The 18,255-nt window shown below is 32.8% G+C and carries 18 protein-coding genes and 1 tRNA gene; 15 read left to right on the top strand and 4 right to left on the bottom strand.

The window, feature by feature from the left end; genetic code table 11:
- The first annotated feature begins 19 nt into the window (after window positions 1-19).
- The 5 genes from frsA (at window position 20) to proA (ending at window position 5,009) form a co-directional block, all read left to right on the top strand.
- Entirely contained in the window at window positions 20-1,273 is a 1,254-nt protein-coding gene (frsA, locus tag J3T98_RS02920) for an esterase FrsA (protein ID WP_267362114.1), read from the top strand.
- A gap of 26 nt (window positions 1,274-1,299) precedes the next feature.
- Complete coding sequence (gene proB / locus J3T98_RS02925; protein WP_065563543.1) at window positions 1,300-2,409, top strand: glutamate 5-kinase; 1,110 nt, start codon at window positions 1,300-1,302, stop codon at window positions 2,407-2,409.
- A 13-nt stretch (window positions 2,410-2,422) separates the two neighbouring features.
- Window positions 2,423-2,713 (top strand): hypothetical protein, encoded by a 291-nt coding sequence (locus tag J3T98_RS02930; protein WP_267362115.1) that lies wholly within the window; start codon window positions 2,423-2,425, stop codon window positions 2,711-2,713.
- 31 nt (window positions 2,714-2,744) lie between these two features.
- Complete coding sequence (locus J3T98_RS02935) at window positions 2,745-3,161, top strand: hypothetical protein (RefSeq protein ID WP_267362116.1); 417 nt, start codon at window positions 2,745-2,747, stop codon at window positions 3,159-3,161.
- Window positions 3,162-3,755: 594 nt separating this feature from the next.
- Window positions 3,756-5,009, top strand: coding sequence for a glutamate-5-semialdehyde dehydrogenase (gene proA / locus J3T98_RS02940; protein WP_267362117.1), 1,254 nt, complete (start codon window positions 3,756-3,758; stop codon window positions 5,007-5,009).
- A gap of 52 nt (window positions 5,010-5,061) precedes the next feature.
- Here proA and yegQ read toward each other — a convergent pair whose 3' ends face one another.
- On the bottom strand, window positions 5,062-6,405 hold the full coding sequence (gene yegQ / locus J3T98_RS02945; RefSeq protein ID WP_267362118.1) for a tRNA 5-hydroxyuridine modification protein YegQ: 1,344 nt from the start codon (window positions 6,403-6,405) through the stop codon (window positions 5,062-5,064).
- A 383-nt stretch (window positions 6,406-6,788) separates the two neighbouring features.
- On the opposite strand from yegQ, the gene J3T98_RS02950 reads away from it, so the two are divergent.
- The 3 genes from J3T98_RS02950 (at window position 6,789) to J3T98_RS02960 (ending at window position 10,630) form a co-directional block, all read left to right on the top strand.
- Complete coding sequence (locus J3T98_RS02950; RefSeq protein WP_220225997.1) at window positions 6,789-8,093, top strand: GntP family permease; 1,305 nt, start codon at window positions 6,789-6,791, stop codon at window positions 8,091-8,093.
- Between the two features lie 17 nt (window positions 8,094-8,110).
- Window positions 8,111-9,250: a glycerate kinase gene (locus tag J3T98_RS02955; protein ID WP_267362119.1), complete on the top strand. Its 1,140-nt coding sequence runs from the start codon at window positions 8,111-8,113 to the stop codon at window positions 9,248-9,250.
- Between the two features lie 231 nt (window positions 9,251-9,481).
- Window positions 9,482-10,630, top strand: coding sequence for a sugar diacid recognition domain-containing protein (locus J3T98_RS02960; RefSeq protein WP_267353193.1), 1,149 nt, complete (start codon window positions 9,482-9,484; stop codon window positions 10,628-10,630).
- A 25-nt stretch (window positions 10,631-10,655) separates the two neighbouring features.
- Here J3T98_RS02960 and J3T98_RS02965 read toward each other — a convergent pair whose 3' ends face one another.
- From J3T98_RS02965 to J3T98_RS02975, 3 genes are all read right to left on the bottom strand, one after another.
- Window positions 10,656-10,850 (bottom strand): thermostable hemolysin delta-VPH, encoded by a 195-nt coding sequence (locus tag J3T98_RS02965; protein WP_065734052.1) that lies wholly within the window; start codon window positions 10,848-10,850, stop codon window positions 10,656-10,658.
- 674 nt (window positions 10,851-11,524) lie between these two features.
- On the bottom strand, window positions 11,525-11,779 hold the full coding sequence (locus J3T98_RS02970; protein ID WP_267362120.1) for a hypothetical protein: 255 nt from the start codon (window positions 11,777-11,779) through the stop codon (window positions 11,525-11,527).
- Window positions 11,780-12,505: 726 nt separating this feature from the next.
- A tRNA-Cys gene (locus tag J3T98_RS02975) sits at window positions 12,506-12,579 on the bottom strand.
- Window positions 12,580-12,968: 389 nt separating this feature from the next.
- Here J3T98_RS02975 and J3T98_RS02980 point away from each other — a divergent pair.
- The 7 genes from J3T98_RS02980 (at window position 12,969) to J3T98_RS03010 (ending at window position 18,153) form a co-directional block, all read left to right on the top strand.
- A complete protein-coding gene (locus tag J3T98_RS02980) occupies window positions 12,969-13,265 on the top strand; it encodes a DUF6694 family lipoprotein (RefSeq protein WP_267356614.1) in 297 nt (98 codons plus the stop codon).
- A gap of 200 nt (window positions 13,266-13,465) precedes the next feature.
- Entirely contained in the window at window positions 13,466-14,317 is an 852-nt protein-coding gene (locus tag J3T98_RS02985) for a MurR/RpiR family transcriptional regulator (RefSeq protein ID WP_267362121.1), read from the top strand.
- A 197-nt stretch (window positions 14,318-14,514) separates the two neighbouring features.
- On the top strand, window positions 14,515-14,946 hold the full coding sequence (locus J3T98_RS02990) for a PTS sugar transporter subunit IIA (RefSeq protein ID WP_065563527.1): 432 nt from the start codon (window positions 14,515-14,517) through the stop codon (window positions 14,944-14,946).
- Between the two features lie 11 nt (window positions 14,947-14,957).
- Window positions 14,958-15,431, top strand: a complete 474-nt coding sequence (locus tag J3T98_RS02995) for a PTS system mannose/fructose/N-acetylgalactosamine-transporter subunit IIB (protein ID WP_065563528.1) — start codon at window positions 14,958-14,960, stop codon at window positions 15,429-15,431.
- Between the two features lie 45 nt (window positions 15,432-15,476).
- Entirely contained in the window at window positions 15,477-16,268 is a 792-nt protein-coding gene (locus tag J3T98_RS03000; RefSeq protein WP_267356612.1) for a PTS mannose/fructose/sorbose/N-acetylgalactosamine transporter subunit IIC, read from the top strand.
- Window positions 16,265-17,080 carry a PTS system mannose/fructose/sorbose family transporter subunit IID gene (locus tag J3T98_RS03005; protein ID WP_065563530.1) on the top strand — a complete coding sequence of 272 codons (816 nt, stop codon included), beginning with the start codon at window positions 16,265-16,267 and terminating at the stop codon, window positions 17,078-17,080. The genes J3T98_RS03000 and J3T98_RS03005 overlap by 4 nt, the downstream gene beginning before the upstream one ends.
- Window positions 17,081-17,094: 14 nt before the next feature.
- Window positions 17,095-18,153: a tyrosine-protein phosphatase gene (locus J3T98_RS03010; RefSeq protein ID WP_267356610.1), complete on the top strand. Its 1,059-nt coding sequence runs from the start codon at window positions 17,095-17,097 to the stop codon at window positions 18,151-18,153.
- Window positions 18,154-18,255 lie beyond the last annotated feature (102 nt).

The following is an 18,255-nucleotide window of genomic DNA, read 5'->3' on the forward strand; positions in this document are numbered from 1 at the left end:
TTAATTTAATAAGGTTGCTATGACTGAAAACCTTTCTGAAAAGATATTTAAACCACAATATGATTATCCTGAAACATCATCGCTAATCAATCGGTTAGATAGTAGCGATGGTAGCAGTATTAGTCCATTTGATGGTGAAATAGATTCAAAATGGTACCGAATCATTAATCCTATCCTATGGTTTTGGCGTGGCTTACCGAAATTGGAAATCGAAGAAGTTTTATCGCAAATCGCAATTTCGACTAAACGTCATACCAATGAAAAGTGGTTAGATTCGGTTATTGGTTATCAACCTGGCAATTGGATTTATGAGTTTTTAAATCAAGCTGCAAAATGGCAAGCTAAAGCGGATTCAATAGATCAATCTGACTTATCTGAAGAAGCAAAAAATAACTTACATCAAGATTATTTAATTGCAAGTGAATTTGCTAGTATTGCTAGCTATCCTCATTTTAAAAATGATGAGCTTGCCATGTATGCACAAACTTGTGCATATCAATCTTATATAAAAGCACTTGAGTTTTCGCCTTACACGACAAAACAGATAGAATTTAAAGTTGAAAATCGCAGTGTTAAAGCAATTTTACATTTACCTAAGAACTGTGATGGCGTATGCCCTGTCGTGTTAGTCTGTAATGCATTAGGTAATTTACAAATCGACTATTATCGCTACTTTAGTGAATACCTAGCGCCACAAGGTTTTGCAATGCTAACAGTAGATTTGCCAACAGTGGGCTTTAGTCGAAATTTTGTATTAACGCAAAATAGTAGCCAAATTCATCAAGCTATAATTGAGCAACTAGCGACAGTACCTTGGGTTGATAGCAATCGTGTAATTGTGGCAGGATTCCGTTTTGGTTCACACATTGCTACACGTCTTGCTTATTTAATGCCAAATAAAATAAAAGGGCTTTTCAACTTTACACCTTTTGTACATCAAATATTTGTTGATAAAACCTTACAACAAAATCTACCAAATTGTTATAAGGATATGCTAGCTTGTCGATTAGGTTTAACATCAGTTTCAAATCAGCAGTTAGCAGCTGAATTAAATTACTTTTCTCTAAAAAATCAGGGATTATTAACTCATTCTTGTCCTGTCCCAATTATGAATGTCATCTTTGAAGATGATAAGTTAAGTAATTTAACTGAAGCAAAATTAATTCAATCCTCAAAGCAAAGCAAAATTGTGACTATTCCTAAAACACCATTACAAAAAGGCTTACAAAATGCTTTAACTCAATCAGTTAAATGGATGGAATCTATTTTGTAAGAGATGATTTAAATAAGATTATTGCTATGACTAATAAAAAAAAGCAAACTGTCGTTATTAAGTTAGGTACCAGTGTTTTAACTGGTGGAACTAAACAGTTAGATCGCGCTCGAATAGTTGAACTGATTCGACAATGTTCTTATTTACATCAAATTGGTCACAAAATTATAATAGTTACATCGGGAGCAATTGCTGCTGGTCGAGAGTATCTAAACTTCCCTAACCTTCCAAATACTGTTGCATCAAAACAATTACTTGCTTCTGTTGGACAAAGTAAACTTATCCAGCTTTGGGAACAGCTGTTTTCAATATATAAAATTTTTATTGGACAAATGTTACTGACACGAGCTGACTTAGAAGATCGTGAACGCTTTTTAAATGCACAAGATGTTCTAAAAGCGATGCTAGATAATCATATTGTGCCTGTCATCAATGAGAATGACGCCGTAGCTACAGCCGAAATTAAAGTGGGTGATAATGATAACCTCTCAGCACTAGCGGCAATTTTAGCGGAAGCCGATAAACTCATATTACTGACAGATATTGAAGGATTATATACTGCCGATCCAAGATCTGATACTAATGCTCAATTAATAAAAGAAGTTTCTCATATTGATGAGAGTTTACGAAACATAGCTGGTGATAGTGTTTCAGGGCTCGGAACCGGTGGTATGAGCACAAAAATTCAAGCAGCAGAAGTAGCAGGTAGTGCAGGAATAGAAGTAATAATTGCAGCTGGAAATAAAGAAAATGTGATTATTGATGCAGTCAATAATCAATCGGTAGGCACGCGTTTTTTACCACAGAAAACCCCATTAGAGCATCGTAAACATTGGCTATATGGTGCACCTAATGCAGGAAAGGTGTTAGTTGATGATGGTGCTATAAATGCTATTTTGAATAATGGTAGTTCGCTCTTACCAAAAGGAATTATAGCGGTTGAAAAAGATTTTTCGCGGGGAGAAGTAATAAATATCTGTGATAAGTCAGGAAAACAAATCGCACGAGGTGTAAGCCGTTATAATAGTGATGCGCTAAAACAAATAGCAGGACATCACTCACAAGAAATTAGTCAAATTATTGGCTATGAATATGGATCTGTAGCCGTACATCGGAATGATATGATTATCAAATAATAAGGAGATTAAAATGGGACTAGCTATAGGTGGTGTAATAGCCAACTGGTTTGGTGTATTAATTGTTTACTCGAATTCACTAGAAGACTCAAGTTATCGAATAATATTACCTTATGTAATAATATCTGCATTAATAAGTACATTAGGTATTTTATTTGCAAGATATAATCAAAAACTAGCCGGCACTTTAATTATTATTGGCAGCATTCTCTTTATCCCTTTAGGTTTAATAGGGATTCTGGGTGGAAGAAAAATAATTAACCAGACTAATGAAAAAACACTAGAACAAAGACGTAATTTATAGAAAAATTGGATATTAATTTTAAGGATAAAAAATGGACTCTCAAAACATAAAACCTTTTCGTGCTCGACGACACCTCAAACTTATAACTATATTATATATAATTAACTTCTTCGCTTTTCTATTTTTCCCTGGTAATTTAAAGATAGGCGTAGGATTACCCATATTACTAATTATTCGTACTATTTGGCAATACAATTTGGTTTATATTTCAATTGGGGAAGACTTTATTACTTATCAACCTGCTGCTCCATTGAGAAAGAGTGTGAGCATACTTTTTAAGGAAATCACATCAGTTAGTTATAAAAATAATAAGGTGATCATCAATTACATAAATAAAATTAGTAACAAGCAATATACTGTAAATATACCTTTATCAATTATGGAAGACGCAGAAAAAGAAAAACTTTTAAGCACTTTACATATAATATTGAAAGATAAAGAAATATAAACTATAAGATTATAATTTTATGAAAAAAAATATCTTTGCCTATACCTTTTTCTATTAATTTAAAAGTTTATTTTATGAATTTATAATACATTGCCAATACTGTAATTGAAATTAATTATTATTGAATAGTATAGATCATTATTTTAAATACTTAACTAATGGTTACAGCTTGTCAGCAAAACATAATTAAAAATTTACTTAATAAGTATTGATAGAGCTATTGTGTAAATTGGCGATAGATGATCAAATTTGAATACTTTATTAACTTATATATTACAGCCTTTATAACAGATAGATTTGTTTACTTGTTATATTGGCTTTTTTTCATCATTATCTTATCATCACAGCTTACTTTTAAGCTTCATAATTGACAATCGCCTGAAAAATACATTATTGTTGGAATAAATTGATTCCTATTAGCAACATTTGTTTAAGGTGACAGCTCATACCTCTTTAACTCTATTATTTATTCTAAATCTTTTATAAATAAGAATTAAAGTGGGATAACCTGTATAATATCATTAGATAAATTATTTTTTAGAGAATCTGTATTCTGTCAAACACAGTGTGAGTAAAATCTATTAAGGTTAAGCAATGATAAACCAAATTGGAAAGTTAGCAAAACAAGCCTCATATCAATTAGCACAATGCCCAACTAAAATCAAAAATCAGGCTTTAATTAGTATTGCTGATTTATTGGAGCAAAGCTCTCAAAGCATTTTAGAGGCGAATCAAAAAGATATTGCTATAGCAAAAAATCAAGGATTAAGTGAGGCAATGCTTGATCGTTTATTATTAACGCCAGAGCGATTATCCTCTATTGCTAATGATGTTCGCAAAGTTGTCTCCTTAACCGATCCTATTGGGCAAACTATCGATGGGTCAGTTTTAGAGAACGGATTAAAGTTACAACGTCACCGAGTTCCGCTAGGTGTAATTGGTGTAATATATGAAGCCCGCCCTAATGTTACTATAGATATTGCTGCTCTTTGTTTAAAAACAGGTAATGCAGCGATACTTCGTGGTGGAAAAGAAACGGTTAATACTAATGCGGCTATCATATCCATTATCCAACAAGCATTAAATCAAGCCGGCTTACCTGAAACTACTATTCAATCAATCGATAATCCTGATCGTAAATATATCACTGAGTTACTCAAACTTGATAAATATGTAGATATGATTATTCCCCGAGGCGGTGAGGCTCTACATAAACTTTGCCGTGAACATTCAACCATTCCGGTCATAACTGGCGGTATTGGAGTTTGCCATATCTTTGTCGATGAAAGCGCAGATTTTGACGCAGCTTTTTCAATCATTCTAAATGCCAAAACTCAACGACCAAGTACATGTAACTCTGTAGAAACATTACTCGTACATACTGAAATTGCAAATACTTTTCTGCCTAAGCTTAGTCAAATTATGGCTGATAATCACGTCATATTACATGCTGATCCTGATGCTTATAAAATTTTAAATTCAGGCGTAGCAAATCTATTTCCAGTAGAAGATGACGAACTTAGACAAGAGTGGCTTTCCAAAGATCTGAACATAGTGATTGTTGATTCACTTGAATTAGCAGTTGAACATATTCGAGAATATGGAAGTGGCCATTCAGAAGCCATTCTAACTCGAAGTCTACTTAATGCAGAGCAATTCATTAAGCTAGTTGATGCGGCTGCAGTTTATGTTAATGCATCAACTCGATTTACGGATGGCGCACAATTTGGTTTAGGTGCCGAAGTTGCTGTTAGTACTCAAAAATTACATGCCAGAGGACCAATGGGTTTAGAAGCATTAACAACTTATAAATGGATTGGTTATGGTGAAGATTTAATCCGTCAATAATGATATTAGCTAACTGTTTATAAATTCAAACAGTTAGCTAAATAGAGATGGACTAATCAAAATTACGCATTAAAAGCGCATAATTTAAATCGATATCTTCAGCTACCGGAATATAAACAATATGGCCATCACCGAGTCCAGCAGGAACAAGTTGGCCTTTTTTATTTTCCATTCGTTCAATAATGAACGTTGTGTTACCTTTTGGTGTCATCATCTCAACACTATCACCTACTGAAAATTTATTTTTCACAATAATTTCAGCTAATCCATTTAAACGTTGACCACTAAACTCTCCAACAAACTGTTGTCTATCTGACACTGAATGGCTATGAACATAGTTCTGCATATCTTCATGTTTATGACGACGCAAGAAGCCTTCGGTGTATCCTCGATGAGCTAATGAATCAAGTTCAGCTAATAAACGAGGGTCAAATGGCTTACCTTCACTCGCTGCATCAATAGCTTGACGATAAACCTGAGCGGTTCTAGCGCAGTAATAAAAGGATTTTGTCCGCCCTTCAATTTTTAATGAATGTACGCCAATTTTTGTCAAATCTTCGACTAATTCCACCGCTCTTAAATCTTTGGAATTCATGATATAAGTTCCATGTTCATCTTCAAAAGCTTGCATATATTCACCAGGACGACCAGATTCTTCTAACATAAAGACTTGATCGGTTGTTGTGCCAATGCCCAAAGTCGGTTCAATCTGTTTTACAGGAATGGGGGCATATTTATGTACTATCTGCCCTACTTCGTCCTCCTTACCTTCGGACACTTTATATTCCCAACGACAAGCATTGGTACAAGTTCCTTGGTTAGAGTCACGTTTGTTAATATAACCCGATAATAAACATCGTCCCGAATAAGCCATACAAAGCGCACCATGAATAAAAACTTCAAGTTCCATCTCGGGGACTTTTTCACGAATTTCTTTGATTTCGTCAAGAGACAACTCTCGTGATAACACAACGCGAGTTAATCCAATATTGTGCCAAAATTTTACCGTTGCCCAGTTAACCGCGTTTGATTGTACAGACAAATGAATTTCCATTTCAGGAAAATGCTCACGAACTAACATAATTAAGCCTGGATCTGACATGATAAAAGCGTCTGGCTTCATATTCACAATCGGTTCTAAATCACGAATGAAGGTTTTAAGCTTTGAATTATGAGGAGCGATATTTACAACTACATAAAATTTTTTGCCTTGCGCATGTGCTTCATTAATTCCAATCGCTAAATTTTCATGATTAAATTCATTATTTCGAACACGCAAACTATAACGTGGTTGACCAGCATAAACCGCATCTGCCCCATAGGCAAAAGCGTATCGCATATTTTTAAGCGAACCAGCAGGAGAAAGTAATTCTGGTTTTGAATATATATTTGTCATTAAAAAATGCCTCTGATTTCAAGTCAGTATTACCCTATAAGGTAATAGGTTAAGCAAAATAGGATGGGCATTTTACGCTTTAGCTATAGGATTGGCAAATTAATTGTATTTACAATAAGGAAAATCGCAATAAGAAACAATAATTTCTCAAATCTAATTTTATCGCCTAATTTTAAATGAGCTGATGATCTAGATTTTTATAAAATTGGATATGTAAAACGCGCTAAATTTGTGACGAAGATCACATAACGCTATTATAAAGCCCAATATTTTTTTGTTTTTATAGCTCACATTTGTGCAAAACCACATAGATAGCAAACTAATTCGATAATAAAATTAGCGCAATATTTTTTAATAGTCATAAAAACATGAGGAAAATTTAAATGACTGAACTCATTAGTTGGTATGGAGCTATAATAGGACTTTTTCTTGCAATTTTTCTTATATTACGTGGAATAAACCCAGTCTATTCGTTATTTTTTGGGGCGATAATTGGTGCTTTCATTGGTGGAGCAAATCTAATACAAACTGTCACGATTTTAACTACTGGTACACAAAGTATTATGGGCACGGTGATTAGAGTATTAGCCGCGGGTATTCTAGCTGGGGTAATGATGGAATCAGGCGCAGCGGAAACTATTGCTCAAGCTGTTGTTAGAAAATTAGGTGAGAAAAAAGCATTACTCGCTTTAGCATTAGCAACAGGTATTATTACTGCATCAGGCGTATTTATTCCAGTTGCTGTATTAATCGTTGCACCGATTGCTTTATCAGTTGGTAATAAAATGGGCATTTCTCGATTAGCCTTATTATTAGCACTTTCTGGTGGTGGTAAAGCTGGGAATATTATATCACCTAACCCAAATACCATCGCTGTTGCCAATGGTTTCAATTTAAGCTTAAGTGATGTGATGATAGCAGGTTTTATTCCTGCTCTATTTGGTTTAATTGCAACTGTCGTTATCGCTTCATTGATAAAAAATAAAGGAGATAAAATTGCTAACGACGAAGTCGTTGCATTACAAAAAAATGATGCTGAACAGAAAAATAAAAATCCATCATTAGGTAAAGCAATCGTTGCTCCTGTAACAGCAATCCTTCTATTAATGATTAGCCCTATAGGCAATATTTTCCATATTGAAGCACTAGCTAATTTAAAGATTGATGCATTATATGTGCTTCCTGTAGCAGGGATCATCGGCATGTTAGCAATGGGACAACATCGTAACATTGCAATGTATACCAAATCTGGGATTGAAAAAATGACACCAACAGTACTTATTCTTGTCGGTGCTGGTGCTATTGCAGGTTTGATTGGTTCATCAAACTTAGCAGCTCAAGTTATCAATATCATTGATTCAATGGGAATTTCTGGTTATTACTTATCACCAATTTCAGGTGTCTTAATGGCAGCAGCTACAGCATCAACTTCAACAGGTGTAATTTTAGCAACAGGTACATTTGGTTCAACCATCACAGATTTAGGAATACCAGCTATTAGTGCAGCTGTTATGATGCATACAGGTGCAACAGTTATTGATTCATTACCGCAAGGAAATTACTTTCATGTAACTGGCGGTAGTATGAATATGACAATTAAACAGCGTATGAAATTAATTCCATATGAAGCGATGGTTGGTGGAACAATGACAATTATTGCCATTATTTTCTATCAATTTATTATGTAATATTAAGAGTAATTTTTATGAAACAGAAAACATTTGTTCTTGCTCCTGACTCATTTAAAGAAAGCTTAACAGCAAAGGAAGTGTGTCAAGCAATGGAGTCAGGTTTAAAAAAGGTATTTCCAGATGCCAAATATATTCATGTCCCAATGGCCGATGGTGGTGAAGGTACAACACAATCACTAGTCGATGCGACTAATGGAACTTTACATGCTTGTGAAGTTACTGGTCCACTTGGTAACAAAGTGACGGCTTATTATGGAATCCTTGGAGATAACACCACTGCAGTCATTGAAATGGCCTCAGCAAGTGGTATCCATCTTGTTACCAAAGAACAACGTAATCCATTAATTACTACAACCTTTGGTACAGGTGAATTGATTCTTGCCTGCTTAAAACAGGGTATTAAAAAAATTATTTTGGGTATTGGCGGTAGCGCGACAAATGATGGTGGAGCCGGAATGGCACAAGCCTTAGGCGTAAAGCTTTACGATAAAAACAACCAACTACTCCCTAAAGGTGGAGGAGCATTAGGCAATTTAGCTAGAATTGATATATCTGAAGTAAATCCTCAACTTGATAGAGTAGAATTTATTGTTGCAAGTGATGTTACCAACCCACTCTGTGGTGAAAAAGGTGCTTCAAGAGTATTTGGACCACAAAAAGGAGCAACCCCTGAGATGGTTGAACAATTGGATGCGAACTTACAACATTATGCATCAATCATAAAATCTCAGTTAAATAAAGATGTTGCGACTATTCCTGGTGCTGGTGCTGCTGGCGGATTAGGGGCAGGATTAATGGCATTTACCAATAGTAAAATGGAAAAAGGCATCGATATTGTTATCAAATATAGTAATTTAGAAAACCAATTAATTGGTGCCGATTTTTGTTTTACAGGAGAAGGGGGAATTGATTTTCAAACCAAATTTGGAAAAACGCCTTATGGTGTTGCACAAACTGCAAAAAAACACAATATTCCAGTTATTGCATTAGCAGGAATGATTGGTGAAAACATCGAAGAACTTTATCCAGAAGGAATTAATGCCATTTTTGGAATTATCCCATCTCTATCTAAGATTGAAGATTTATTGGCTGATGGATTCAAAAATATTGAACGAACCAGTGAAAATATTGGTCGCTTAATTAGTATTACTTAACTTTAACATTTTTAGACACTAACAAACAAAAGCATGGGGAAATAAAGAGGCTATTCTTTATTCCCCAATTATTATCTAATTAAACATAAATAAATCTTAATCTTAAAGTAACAGACCTAAAGTCTGCTATAATTAAAAAGTTTTAACACGATCTCAACAAGAATTATAGTAATAAAATTAGAATCAATAAGTTATAAATTAGAACTTGTTAATAATATAAGGTTTATCGCTATGAAATCGCAAAGCATCTCACCAATACTTGCTCAATATATTGTTGATAAAACTATGAAAATCATCAACTGTAATGTCAATATAATGAATAATCATGGTGAAATTATAGGTAGTGGTGATACACAACGTATTGGCGAATTACATGAAGGTGCAGTGTTAGCAATATCACAAGGCAGGGTTGTTACCATTGACAATCCAACTGCAAAAAAACTTAAAGGTGTTAAACCTGGTGTTAATTTTCCATTAAAACTAAAAAAAGAAATTGTTGGCGTTATTGGCGTAACAGGTGAACCAGCACAAATAATCCAATTTGCTGAACTTGTTAGTATGACAGCAGAGATGATAATGGAACAAGCATTATCATTCAATCAACAATCTCAAGAGAATCGGTTAAAAGAAGAGTTTATATTATCAGTAATTCAATCAGATAAAACGCTTTCAAATATAAATGAATGGAGTCGAAAATTAAATATTGACTTATCGTTAGCTTATGTTGCTGTTATTATTGAAATCGAGAGTGGTCAGCTAGGAATTCAAACAGCAATGGAGGAGTTACAACAAATCCGAAATGAACTCGAAACACTAACCAAACTAGTGGCCATAAAGTCACTAACCGAAATTGTTATATTACTACCTGCTTTAAATAAGTTTAACCGATGGGATTTTTCAGAACATAAAACAAAACTAGAAAAACTAGTTAGCCATACAAAATTGCTTAGTCAATTTGCAATAAAAATATCTTTAGGGAAATATTTTCATCAAGGAAACGACACAATAGCAAGATCTTATCAAACAGCTAAAACAGCTTTAGAAATCGGTAAAAAAAGATTACCAGAATGCCGTAACTACTATTATCAAGATCTTATCTTACCGGTTTTATTAGATGGTTTAAATCAAGATTGGCAAGCTGAAGAATTACTTTCCCCTTTAAATAAATTAAAAGCATCTGATACAAATGGTTTATTGCAAAACACGCTTGAAACTTGGTTTTTTAATAACTTACACAATAGCAATACTGCCAAAAATCTATTTATACATCGCAATACACTTGAGTATAGATTGAATAATATTGCCAAACTGACTGGATTAGATTTATCGAAATTTGATGATCGTGTACTGCTTTATATTGCACTACAACTCGATAAATAACCTTAAATTTTTAAATATAATTAAATTATTCATCACCAGCTTCAATAAGCGGCAAATACTCTTGCCAGCGATATTCTCTTATCGGCATTGGATTTGAATTCTCAAAATATAAAACTAGTGCTGGTTTGATGCCATTCCAATTATCGACAAACTCATATCGAGTAAGAAAACCCTCTTTTATCAATTTTTTGGCTTTAGCGTGATAATTAAAATAACTCATAATTTATATTATCCTAATTATTGATAAAAATAATAAAAAAATCGCAAGTTAATCAATTTTGAATTATAAATGATAAATCTTCATTGAAGATATAAAGTAAACTTTTAAAAATAAAAATCGGAACCATGGATAAAAGTGCTAACCACAAAGATTTAATAAAAATAAAATGCAACGGCTTAATTTAGTTTATTAATAATATGGCAAATTCCGATTATCCAGCAATATTAAATAATAAGATATAAATAAATATTACATAAAACCGTTAGTGAACTTTGTTAACTTAATGAATTATAAAATTATTTTTAAAAGACTTTGGATTAAGGTTGGTATCTCTACCACTAATCTATAGCAACTTATTTTATTACAGAAATTTTAATTAATTAAAACATTGACGTTAATGGAGACGAGTCCCCAAGTCGAGATAGACGGATTTTCAATTTGTTATAATTTTAATTCTTACATACCCTAACATTTTTTCAATTCGCCTCAACGTTGTTAGAGTAAATCTTTTATAACTAAATATTGGTTTTTGACAAATTTAATTAATTTCATTATATAAGCACACAAAAAAAACAGGCCACCTTGTGTGAGATTTTTATTACTCATAATTTTTACTCAAATAACTAACTTTTAGAAATATTACTGATCAACTGTTAATATAAATTTATTAATATTTAAAAGGCGTATGGAAATAATTGATGATATATTACATATTCAGTCCCAATAGAAAAATTACCAACTGCTTTAGTACTTGAATCAATACTTTTATTGTATGGGGTTATACTGATTCCATTTAAAGAGCAATCCATTAAGCAATCAATATAATCTCTATGTGTGCTTTTATTGATTCGATTTTCATTATCATCTGTATCATTCACTAAAGAAAAATCCATTTTAAAAGCCTTATCTTCATTTTTTAATTTACTCATCTTTACCCCTTATTTTTTAGGCCATTATATGATTTATTTTTTATTACGTTCTTAGGTATTCTACTTACCGAGGTATATAGGAAAGCGATTTGATAATGCTTTATATTAAATATATCACCGGTTTATCCCTATGTATATAGGGAACACATTTCCCCTAGAATCGCCATCATTTCCATTCCCGGTTTATCCCTATGTATATAGGGAACACTAGATTTTAGCTGTATACGATACAATTTCCATCGGTTTATCCCTATGTATATAGGGAACACAAAAGAAACAGCTTGATGTATGTTTGCAAGTTCGGTTTATCCCTATATATATAGGGAACACCCTTATTATAACCTATTGTTTATTAATTAAAATAGCAAGGTATAAAATTCCACCAATTTTTTTGATGTTTTTTTAATCAGATGACACTTAAACCTCAATCGGTTAAATCTATAATTTTATCAATGTGTTAAATGAAATTAATAAAGAGTTTTGTATACTACCCGTTTTTGTGGTTTTTGTTGGTACCAAACAATATTTTGTTGGTTAATAGTTCATAGCCTATAGTAAGCTCACGAACATCTATTGTCGCGTTACTTTTATCTTTGATAATTTTAAACATTAAGAAAAGAGAATTTTAAAAAACTTCTTGTGGATTGGATACATTAACCCAATACTATTAATAAAAAATTTAGCCTATATTGTTTTATGAGCAAAATAAAATTCTTGGGATTTTAATGGAGGCGCGTCCCGGAGTCGAACCGAGGTAGACGGATTTGCAATCCGCAGCATGGCCACTCTGCCAACGCGCCGTAGAGGTCTATCTGAATAGGTGGCAAATATTAGCATTGGCTTACTCTATCGTCAAGGTTAAATAGGTTATAAATACAGCAGTCGTAGCGATTATTTCAATTGTCCTATATTTAGGACATTAATAAAAAATTTAAAATCACCTAGGTCAAGATAAATTATTGCAAAAAAAGTTGAGGAACGGGGTTTTTGAGTTTAAAAATCGACTTTATACGTAAAAAATTACCTTTTTATATAGCTAGAAATAAAAAGAATATAATTCGTGTTATAGATTCCAAATTATTTAAAATAATATTTATTTTTGTATAGAAATTGATTTATCACTTGATAATTGACCATATTTAGTATAAAAATAGCGCTGCATTTAACAATATATTTTTAAGGAAAGGAAATGTTCAAGAAATTACTAGCTGTATCATTATTAAGTTTTGTCCTAGTTGGTTGTGGTGACGATGGACCTAAAATTGATTTATCTACTCAAGAAACTTATGCGACTTCTATTCAAAAAGCTACTGAAAAATTAAGTGACTCTGATAAACTTGCTTTTGGACGAGCAGTAACTAAAGTAGCTTCTGCTGCAGCACTTAACCAAGCTAATGCTGGCGATCAAAATAAAATCTTTACTGAAATGAAAAATAAACTTGATGGAAAAACAGCAAAAGAAATTATCAGTGAATTTGATAAATAATTTTCTTTTATTACACTAAAAACCCGCTTTTGCGGGTTTTTTTATGGAAAAGTCTAATATTATTGAATACTTTTTTATTATTGATAGCAACTAATAGGATTATGTGAAGTAAATTTGATTAATAAATTATAAAATTATTTTTAATTTCTAAGACGAATTTTATATACTTGCTTCACTAAAATAGTTTTTTGAGGTGTGCAATGATTGAACTAAAACTCAGAGAAGTAAAAAAAGACTTATCAACTAAGGAGTTAAAAGTATCCGAATATATTATTGCAAATACTCAAGCGCTAAAAAATATGAGTATACAAACCTTAGCAAAACACAATCATGTTAGCACAACGACCATTTTACGACTTTGTAACAAATTAGGTTATAAAGGTTTTAGTGATTTTAAGGTCGATCTTATCGGCTCAATTCCTCAAAAGCTTAGTACTGAAATTCTTCAAGATGATATTAATTTGAATGACTCTCTTGAGGAAGTAAATAGCAAAGTTCAAGCTATGGAAAAATCCTCTATAGACGAAACTCATTCCATTGTTAATACTCATGCATTAAACAGTGCCATCGAATTAATAATCAAAAGTAACAAAATTGTGATATTTGGCGTAGGAAGCAGTGGCTTGGTTGGTAAAGAGTTTGAATATCAACTAATTAAAATCAAGAAAGATGTAAATTGTCATTTTGATGCTCATATTTCACGTAGTTTGATCAGCACGTTAGACAAGAATGATCTTGTTATTATTATTTCGCATTCTGGTGAAACACCTGAATGTGTAGATTTACTTAAACTTACTGGTCAATCATCAGTCCCTTCTATTGCTATTACTAAAATGGGACAAAGTCAAATTTCATCATTAGCCTCTTTTGTCTTACATACGACATCTATGGAACACGCTTCTAGATTGATTCCTGTTCGTTCCAAAATTTCACAAATATCAGTCATTAATATGTTGTTAACTAACTTATTTATTCGTAAATATGATGAAAGGTTACTACAGCAAACTCAAAATCGTGAAAAACGAAAATATCCTCGATATACCCAGAAGTAATAACAAATTTACCAATCAAATAATATCATCAAGTTGAAAAGTCATTAACTTAAACTTTTCCTTTAATAAATTTGATCTTGTTCACAAAATTATAAAAATTTCTTAAAAAATGGATGACTATTTTTAAATGTAGATGTAACTTTATTACTAAACATACTTATATATTTAGTAATAAAGTTACAAACAAGGAAATTTTTATGTCTAATCCTTTACCTATCATTTTAGCAAGTCATGGCCCTTTTGCTCAGGGTGCACTTGAATGTGCACAGATGCTTATGGGCGAGCAAGAAAGTATCCACATTATTTCAGTTTTAGTTGATAGCAATATCAATAATTTACGACAAGAAATGCAAAGTAGTTATAAAAAACTTAATCAAGGCAATGGAGTAATTATTTTGGTTGATATTATGGGAGGAACTCCCTGCAATCTTGCTAGTGAATTACTGATATCCCATGACGATGTTTTACTATTTTGTGGTTTTAATATTCCCGTACTACTTGAAGTTTTAAACAATCGAGAGGGAACATTGAACGATGCCAAACAAGCTATTGAAGAAGCATTTCCTCAAAGCTGTAAAGACGTTAGACAACTGCTAAATATTAAAAATGAAGAAGTTAATGAATTGTAAGGAGAACACCAATGCCAATTAATGTAGCACGAATCGATGACCGATTAATTCATGGACAAGTTATTACAACTTGGGTGAAAAACTATGATATCGAGCAAGTATTAGTCATCAACGATAAAGTTGCTGATGACAAAGTTCAACAATCAGTATTAACCATGTCTGCACCGCCAGGATTAAAGGTTTTGATCTTTGGAGTACAGCAATTTATCGAAATCTTAAAAAAGACACCTATCAAAAAAAGAACAATGTTACTGTTCACCAATAGTATTGACGTTGACGCATTAGTGGACGGTGGATTGTCACTTGAAAAACTCAATGTAGGTGGAATGCGTATGCAAGATGGTCGTCATCAATTATCAAGAGCGGTGTCTGTCACACCAGAAGAAGAACAAGCATTTAGAAATCTCATTGCAAAAAATGTTGAAGTTGAAATTCAGATGGTGCCTAAAGATCCAATTGTCGATCTAAAAACCCTACTCAGCTAACACTATTTATTAAAACATTTATTTCTATAATTTGGAGGTTAACACATGTTAACACAAGCTATTCTTGTCGCCATTTGGGCGGGAATTTGTTCACTCGATGATGTTGGGCCACAAATGTTACGTCGGCCTTTATTAACTGGTACTGTAGCAGGCATCATCATGGGTGATATGGTTCAAGGATTAGCCATTGGTGCAACACTTGAACTTATGTGGATGGGCGTTGGAAATGTTGGAGCTTACTCTGCGCCAGATATTGTTGCTGGTGCAATTATTGGCGTTTCATTAGGTATTTCAACTGGCGGTGGTGTTGCCACTGGAGTTGCATTAGCCCTACCCGTTTCAATACTTTGCCAACAATTACTTATTCTATGGCGATCATTTGCTTGTTTCTTAAATCCATGGGCTGAAAAAAGCATACAAAATGGAGATTATAAAGGACTAGTTAAAGTACATTATTTTTCAACACCTATATGGTTTTTAATTAGAGCTGTTCCATGCTTTTTAGCAATTTATTTTGGCAGTGATCTTATTAAAACAATTTTAGACGCTATTCCAAAGAATATAATTGATGGTATGGGTGTCGCTTCAAAATTAATCCCCGCAGTAGGTATTTGTATTCTATTGTTGATGTTATTAAAAGGCTCAATGTGGTTCTTCTTTTTACTCGGATTTGTTTTAACTAGTTACCTAAAACTACCAATCATACCTGTTACCTTCGTTGCACTTGCCTTTGCTGTTTTATATGACATGGCATTCACCGCGGGCAAAAACAATAATCAAAATAATCAAGAAAAACCTATGCAAAATGACAGTATTGAAAAGGAATATGACCTATGAACAATGAAAAGAAAATTACTAAAAAAGATCTTAATAGTGTCTTTTGGAAAATACAAACAATCCCTTTTTCATTCAACTATGAAAAATTACAAACGATTGGATTTGCTCACTGTATGATTCCAATTCTAGACCGTCTTTATAAGGACGCCGATAAAGAAACTCGCGTTAGAGCAATGCAACGCCATTTTGAGTTTTTCAATACGCAAGTTAATGCCGGAGCATTAGTTCTTGGCGTTACAGCTGCTGTCGAAGAGAAAACAACGGAAGAAGAAAAAGATGCGGTCATTTCGTTAAAAGCTGGATTAATGGGCCCGTTTGCAGGTTTGGGTGATAGTCTACTGAAATTTACTTGGATGCCGATATGTGGAAGTATTGGTGCAGCTTTTGCGTTACAAGGTAATATCATTGGACCCATATTAATGTTTTTCATCTATAATTTAGTCAACATTTTTACAAAATATTTCTTTGTTCATTATGGATATAACAAAGGAATTGATCTTATAGAGCAATCTAAAAATTCAAATATTATTCAGCGAATTAGTAACGTTGCTAATGTCGTTGGCGTAATGGTGCTAGGATCGTTAATAGCCTCAACAGTAAAAGTATCAACACCTTATTTAATTGAAGTTGGTGAGCAATCAATAAAAGTTCAAGAAATGTTTGATAAGGTAATGCCAAATTTATTAACGCTTCTTTTTACCTTAGCTGTTTTTTTCTTAGTTAGGAAATTTCAAGGTAAATATACAGTATCGCTCATTATTGCTGTAATGGTAATTGGAGTCGTTCTTTCATCAGTCGGCATATTACACTAGGTAGGAAGAAAGTTATGTTAGAAAAAAATAATGAAATATCAGTAATTAGGAATAAGCAAGGAAAATTAGAAGTTACTTTTAATAGTGATAAGCCTGCAGATTTATATTGGACAACCGAAGCTGATGTAAACACTAATAATAAAACACTAATTGGAAATGCATTAAAATCCCCAGTAATATTTGATGATCCATTAAACGCTAAAAGCCGAATCTATCTCATATTACAAATAAATGGCCAAAAACCATTTTTATTTGGAGAACGAACATTACCAATCAATGGACTAAATAATTTCCGTGATTTTGGTGGTTATGTCGGTGCGAAAGGAAAACTTATAAAATGGGGAATGTTGTATCGCTCTAATCATCTTCATGGCCTAAAACCTGATGCACAACAATATATAAAGGCATTGAATATAAAAACAATCATTGATTATCGTTGTGAAAATGAGGTTAAAACAAGCCCGAATTGTTCAATAGGTGAAAGACAAACCTTTAATTTGGATGCCTCTGCTCAAACAGCTGAATTAGCTGCACAATTTGCAGCTGATCCAAGCAACGAAGATCGCGCATTAATTGAAAGTGTTCTTCGTGATATTCCAAAAGAATTAGTTAATGGTGACGGAATACAAGTACTTGAACAATATCGCAACTTTGTACTAAGTGAAAAATCTAAAAAAGCTTATCGAGAAATGTTAAGAGTAATTTTAGATTCAAATAATAGCCCTAGCCTTCAACACTGTCGCGGAGGTAAAGATCGGACTGGTTATGGTGTATTGTTAATTCAAGTTATGTTAGGCGTATCTGAATCAGATATTATATATGATTATATGCTAACACATGATAATCGATTGGAACGCAATAAAATAAAAATGGCAGCTTATCGAGAGATCACTGATAATGAAGACGTTTTGGGTTATCTACTAAGTTTAATTGATACCCGAGAAATCTTTATTAATGAGGTTTTCGATACTATGAGAAAAATTGCAGGCTCACCTAGCAATTACATTAAGCAAGAACTTGGTTTTACCGATAAAGATTTCGAAAAAATGGCGTCTATTTATCTCGAAGCTTAATCATTCAGTTAATAATTTAAAAGCGTAATTGTAAAATTGCGCTTTTTTCAATTTAAACAAATTATTGAAATAAATTGTAGAAACATGAAGCATAAATAAAAA

The sequence above is a fragment of the Gilliamella sp. B2772 genome (assembly GCF_026536985.1).
Lineage (GTDB): Bacteria > Pseudomonadota > Gammaproteobacteria > Enterobacterales > Orbaceae > Gilliamella > Gilliamella apicola_E.

Coding starts and splice junctions, on each gene's coding strand:
- proB (WP_065563543.1), top strand. CDS start 1,300: ATGACTAATAAAAAAAAGCAAACTGTCGTTATTAAGTTAGGTACCAGT.
- J3T98_RS02960 (WP_267353193.1), top strand. CDS start 9,482: ATGAAATCGCAAAGCATCTCACCAATACTTGCTCAATATATTGTTGAT.
- J3T98_RS02935 (WP_267362116.1), top strand. CDS start 2,745: ATGGACTCTCAAAACATAAAACCTTTTCGTGCTCGACGACACCTCAAA.
- J3T98_RS02970 (WP_267362120.1), bottom strand. CDS start 11,779: ATGAGTAAATTAAAAAATGAAGATAAGGCTTTTAAAATGGATTTTTCT.
- J3T98_RS02965 (WP_065734052.1), bottom strand. CDS start 10,850: ATGAGTTATTTTAATTATCACGCTAAAGCCAAAAAATTGATAAAAGAG.
- J3T98_RS02985 (WP_267362121.1), top strand. CDS start 13,466: ATGATTGAACTAAAACTCAGAGAAGTAAAAAAAGACTTATCAACTAAG.
- J3T98_RS02990 (WP_065563527.1), top strand. CDS start 14,515: ATGTCTAATCCTTTACCTATCATTTTAGCAAGTCATGGCCCTTTTGCT.
- J3T98_RS02930 (WP_267362115.1), top strand. CDS start 2,423: ATGGGACTAGCTATAGGTGGTGTAATAGCCAACTGGTTTGGTGTATTA.
- J3T98_RS02950 (WP_220225997.1), top strand. CDS start 6,789: ATGACTGAACTCATTAGTTGGTATGGAGCTATAATAGGACTTTTTCTT.
- frsA (WP_267362114.1), top strand. CDS start 20: ATGACTGAAAACCTTTCTGAAAAGATATTTAAACCACAATATGATTAT.
- J3T98_RS02980 (WP_267356614.1), top strand. CDS start 12,969: ATGTTCAAGAAATTACTAGCTGTATCATTATTAAGTTTTGTCCTAGTT.
- proA (WP_267362117.1), top strand. CDS start 3,756: ATGATAAACCAAATTGGAAAGTTAGCAAAACAAGCCTCATATCAATTA.
- J3T98_RS02995 (WP_065563528.1), top strand. CDS start 14,958: ATGCCAATTAATGTAGCACGAATCGATGACCGATTAATTCATGGACAA.
- J3T98_RS03010 (WP_267356610.1), top strand. CDS start 17,095: ATGTTAGAAAAAAATAATGAAATATCAGTAATTAGGAATAAGCAAGGA.
- J3T98_RS03000 (WP_267356612.1), top strand. CDS start 15,477: ATGTTAACACAAGCTATTCTTGTCGCCATTTGGGCGGGAATTTGTTCA.
- J3T98_RS02955 (WP_267362119.1), top strand. CDS start 8,111: ATGAAACAGAAAACATTTGTTCTTGCTCCTGACTCATTTAAAGAAAGC.
- J3T98_RS03005 (WP_065563530.1), top strand. CDS start 16,265: ATGAACAATGAAAAGAAAATTACTAAAAAAGATCTTAATAGTGTCTTT.
- yegQ (WP_267362118.1), bottom strand. CDS start 6,405: ATGACAAATATATATTCAAAACCAGAATTACTTTCTCCTGCTGGTTCG.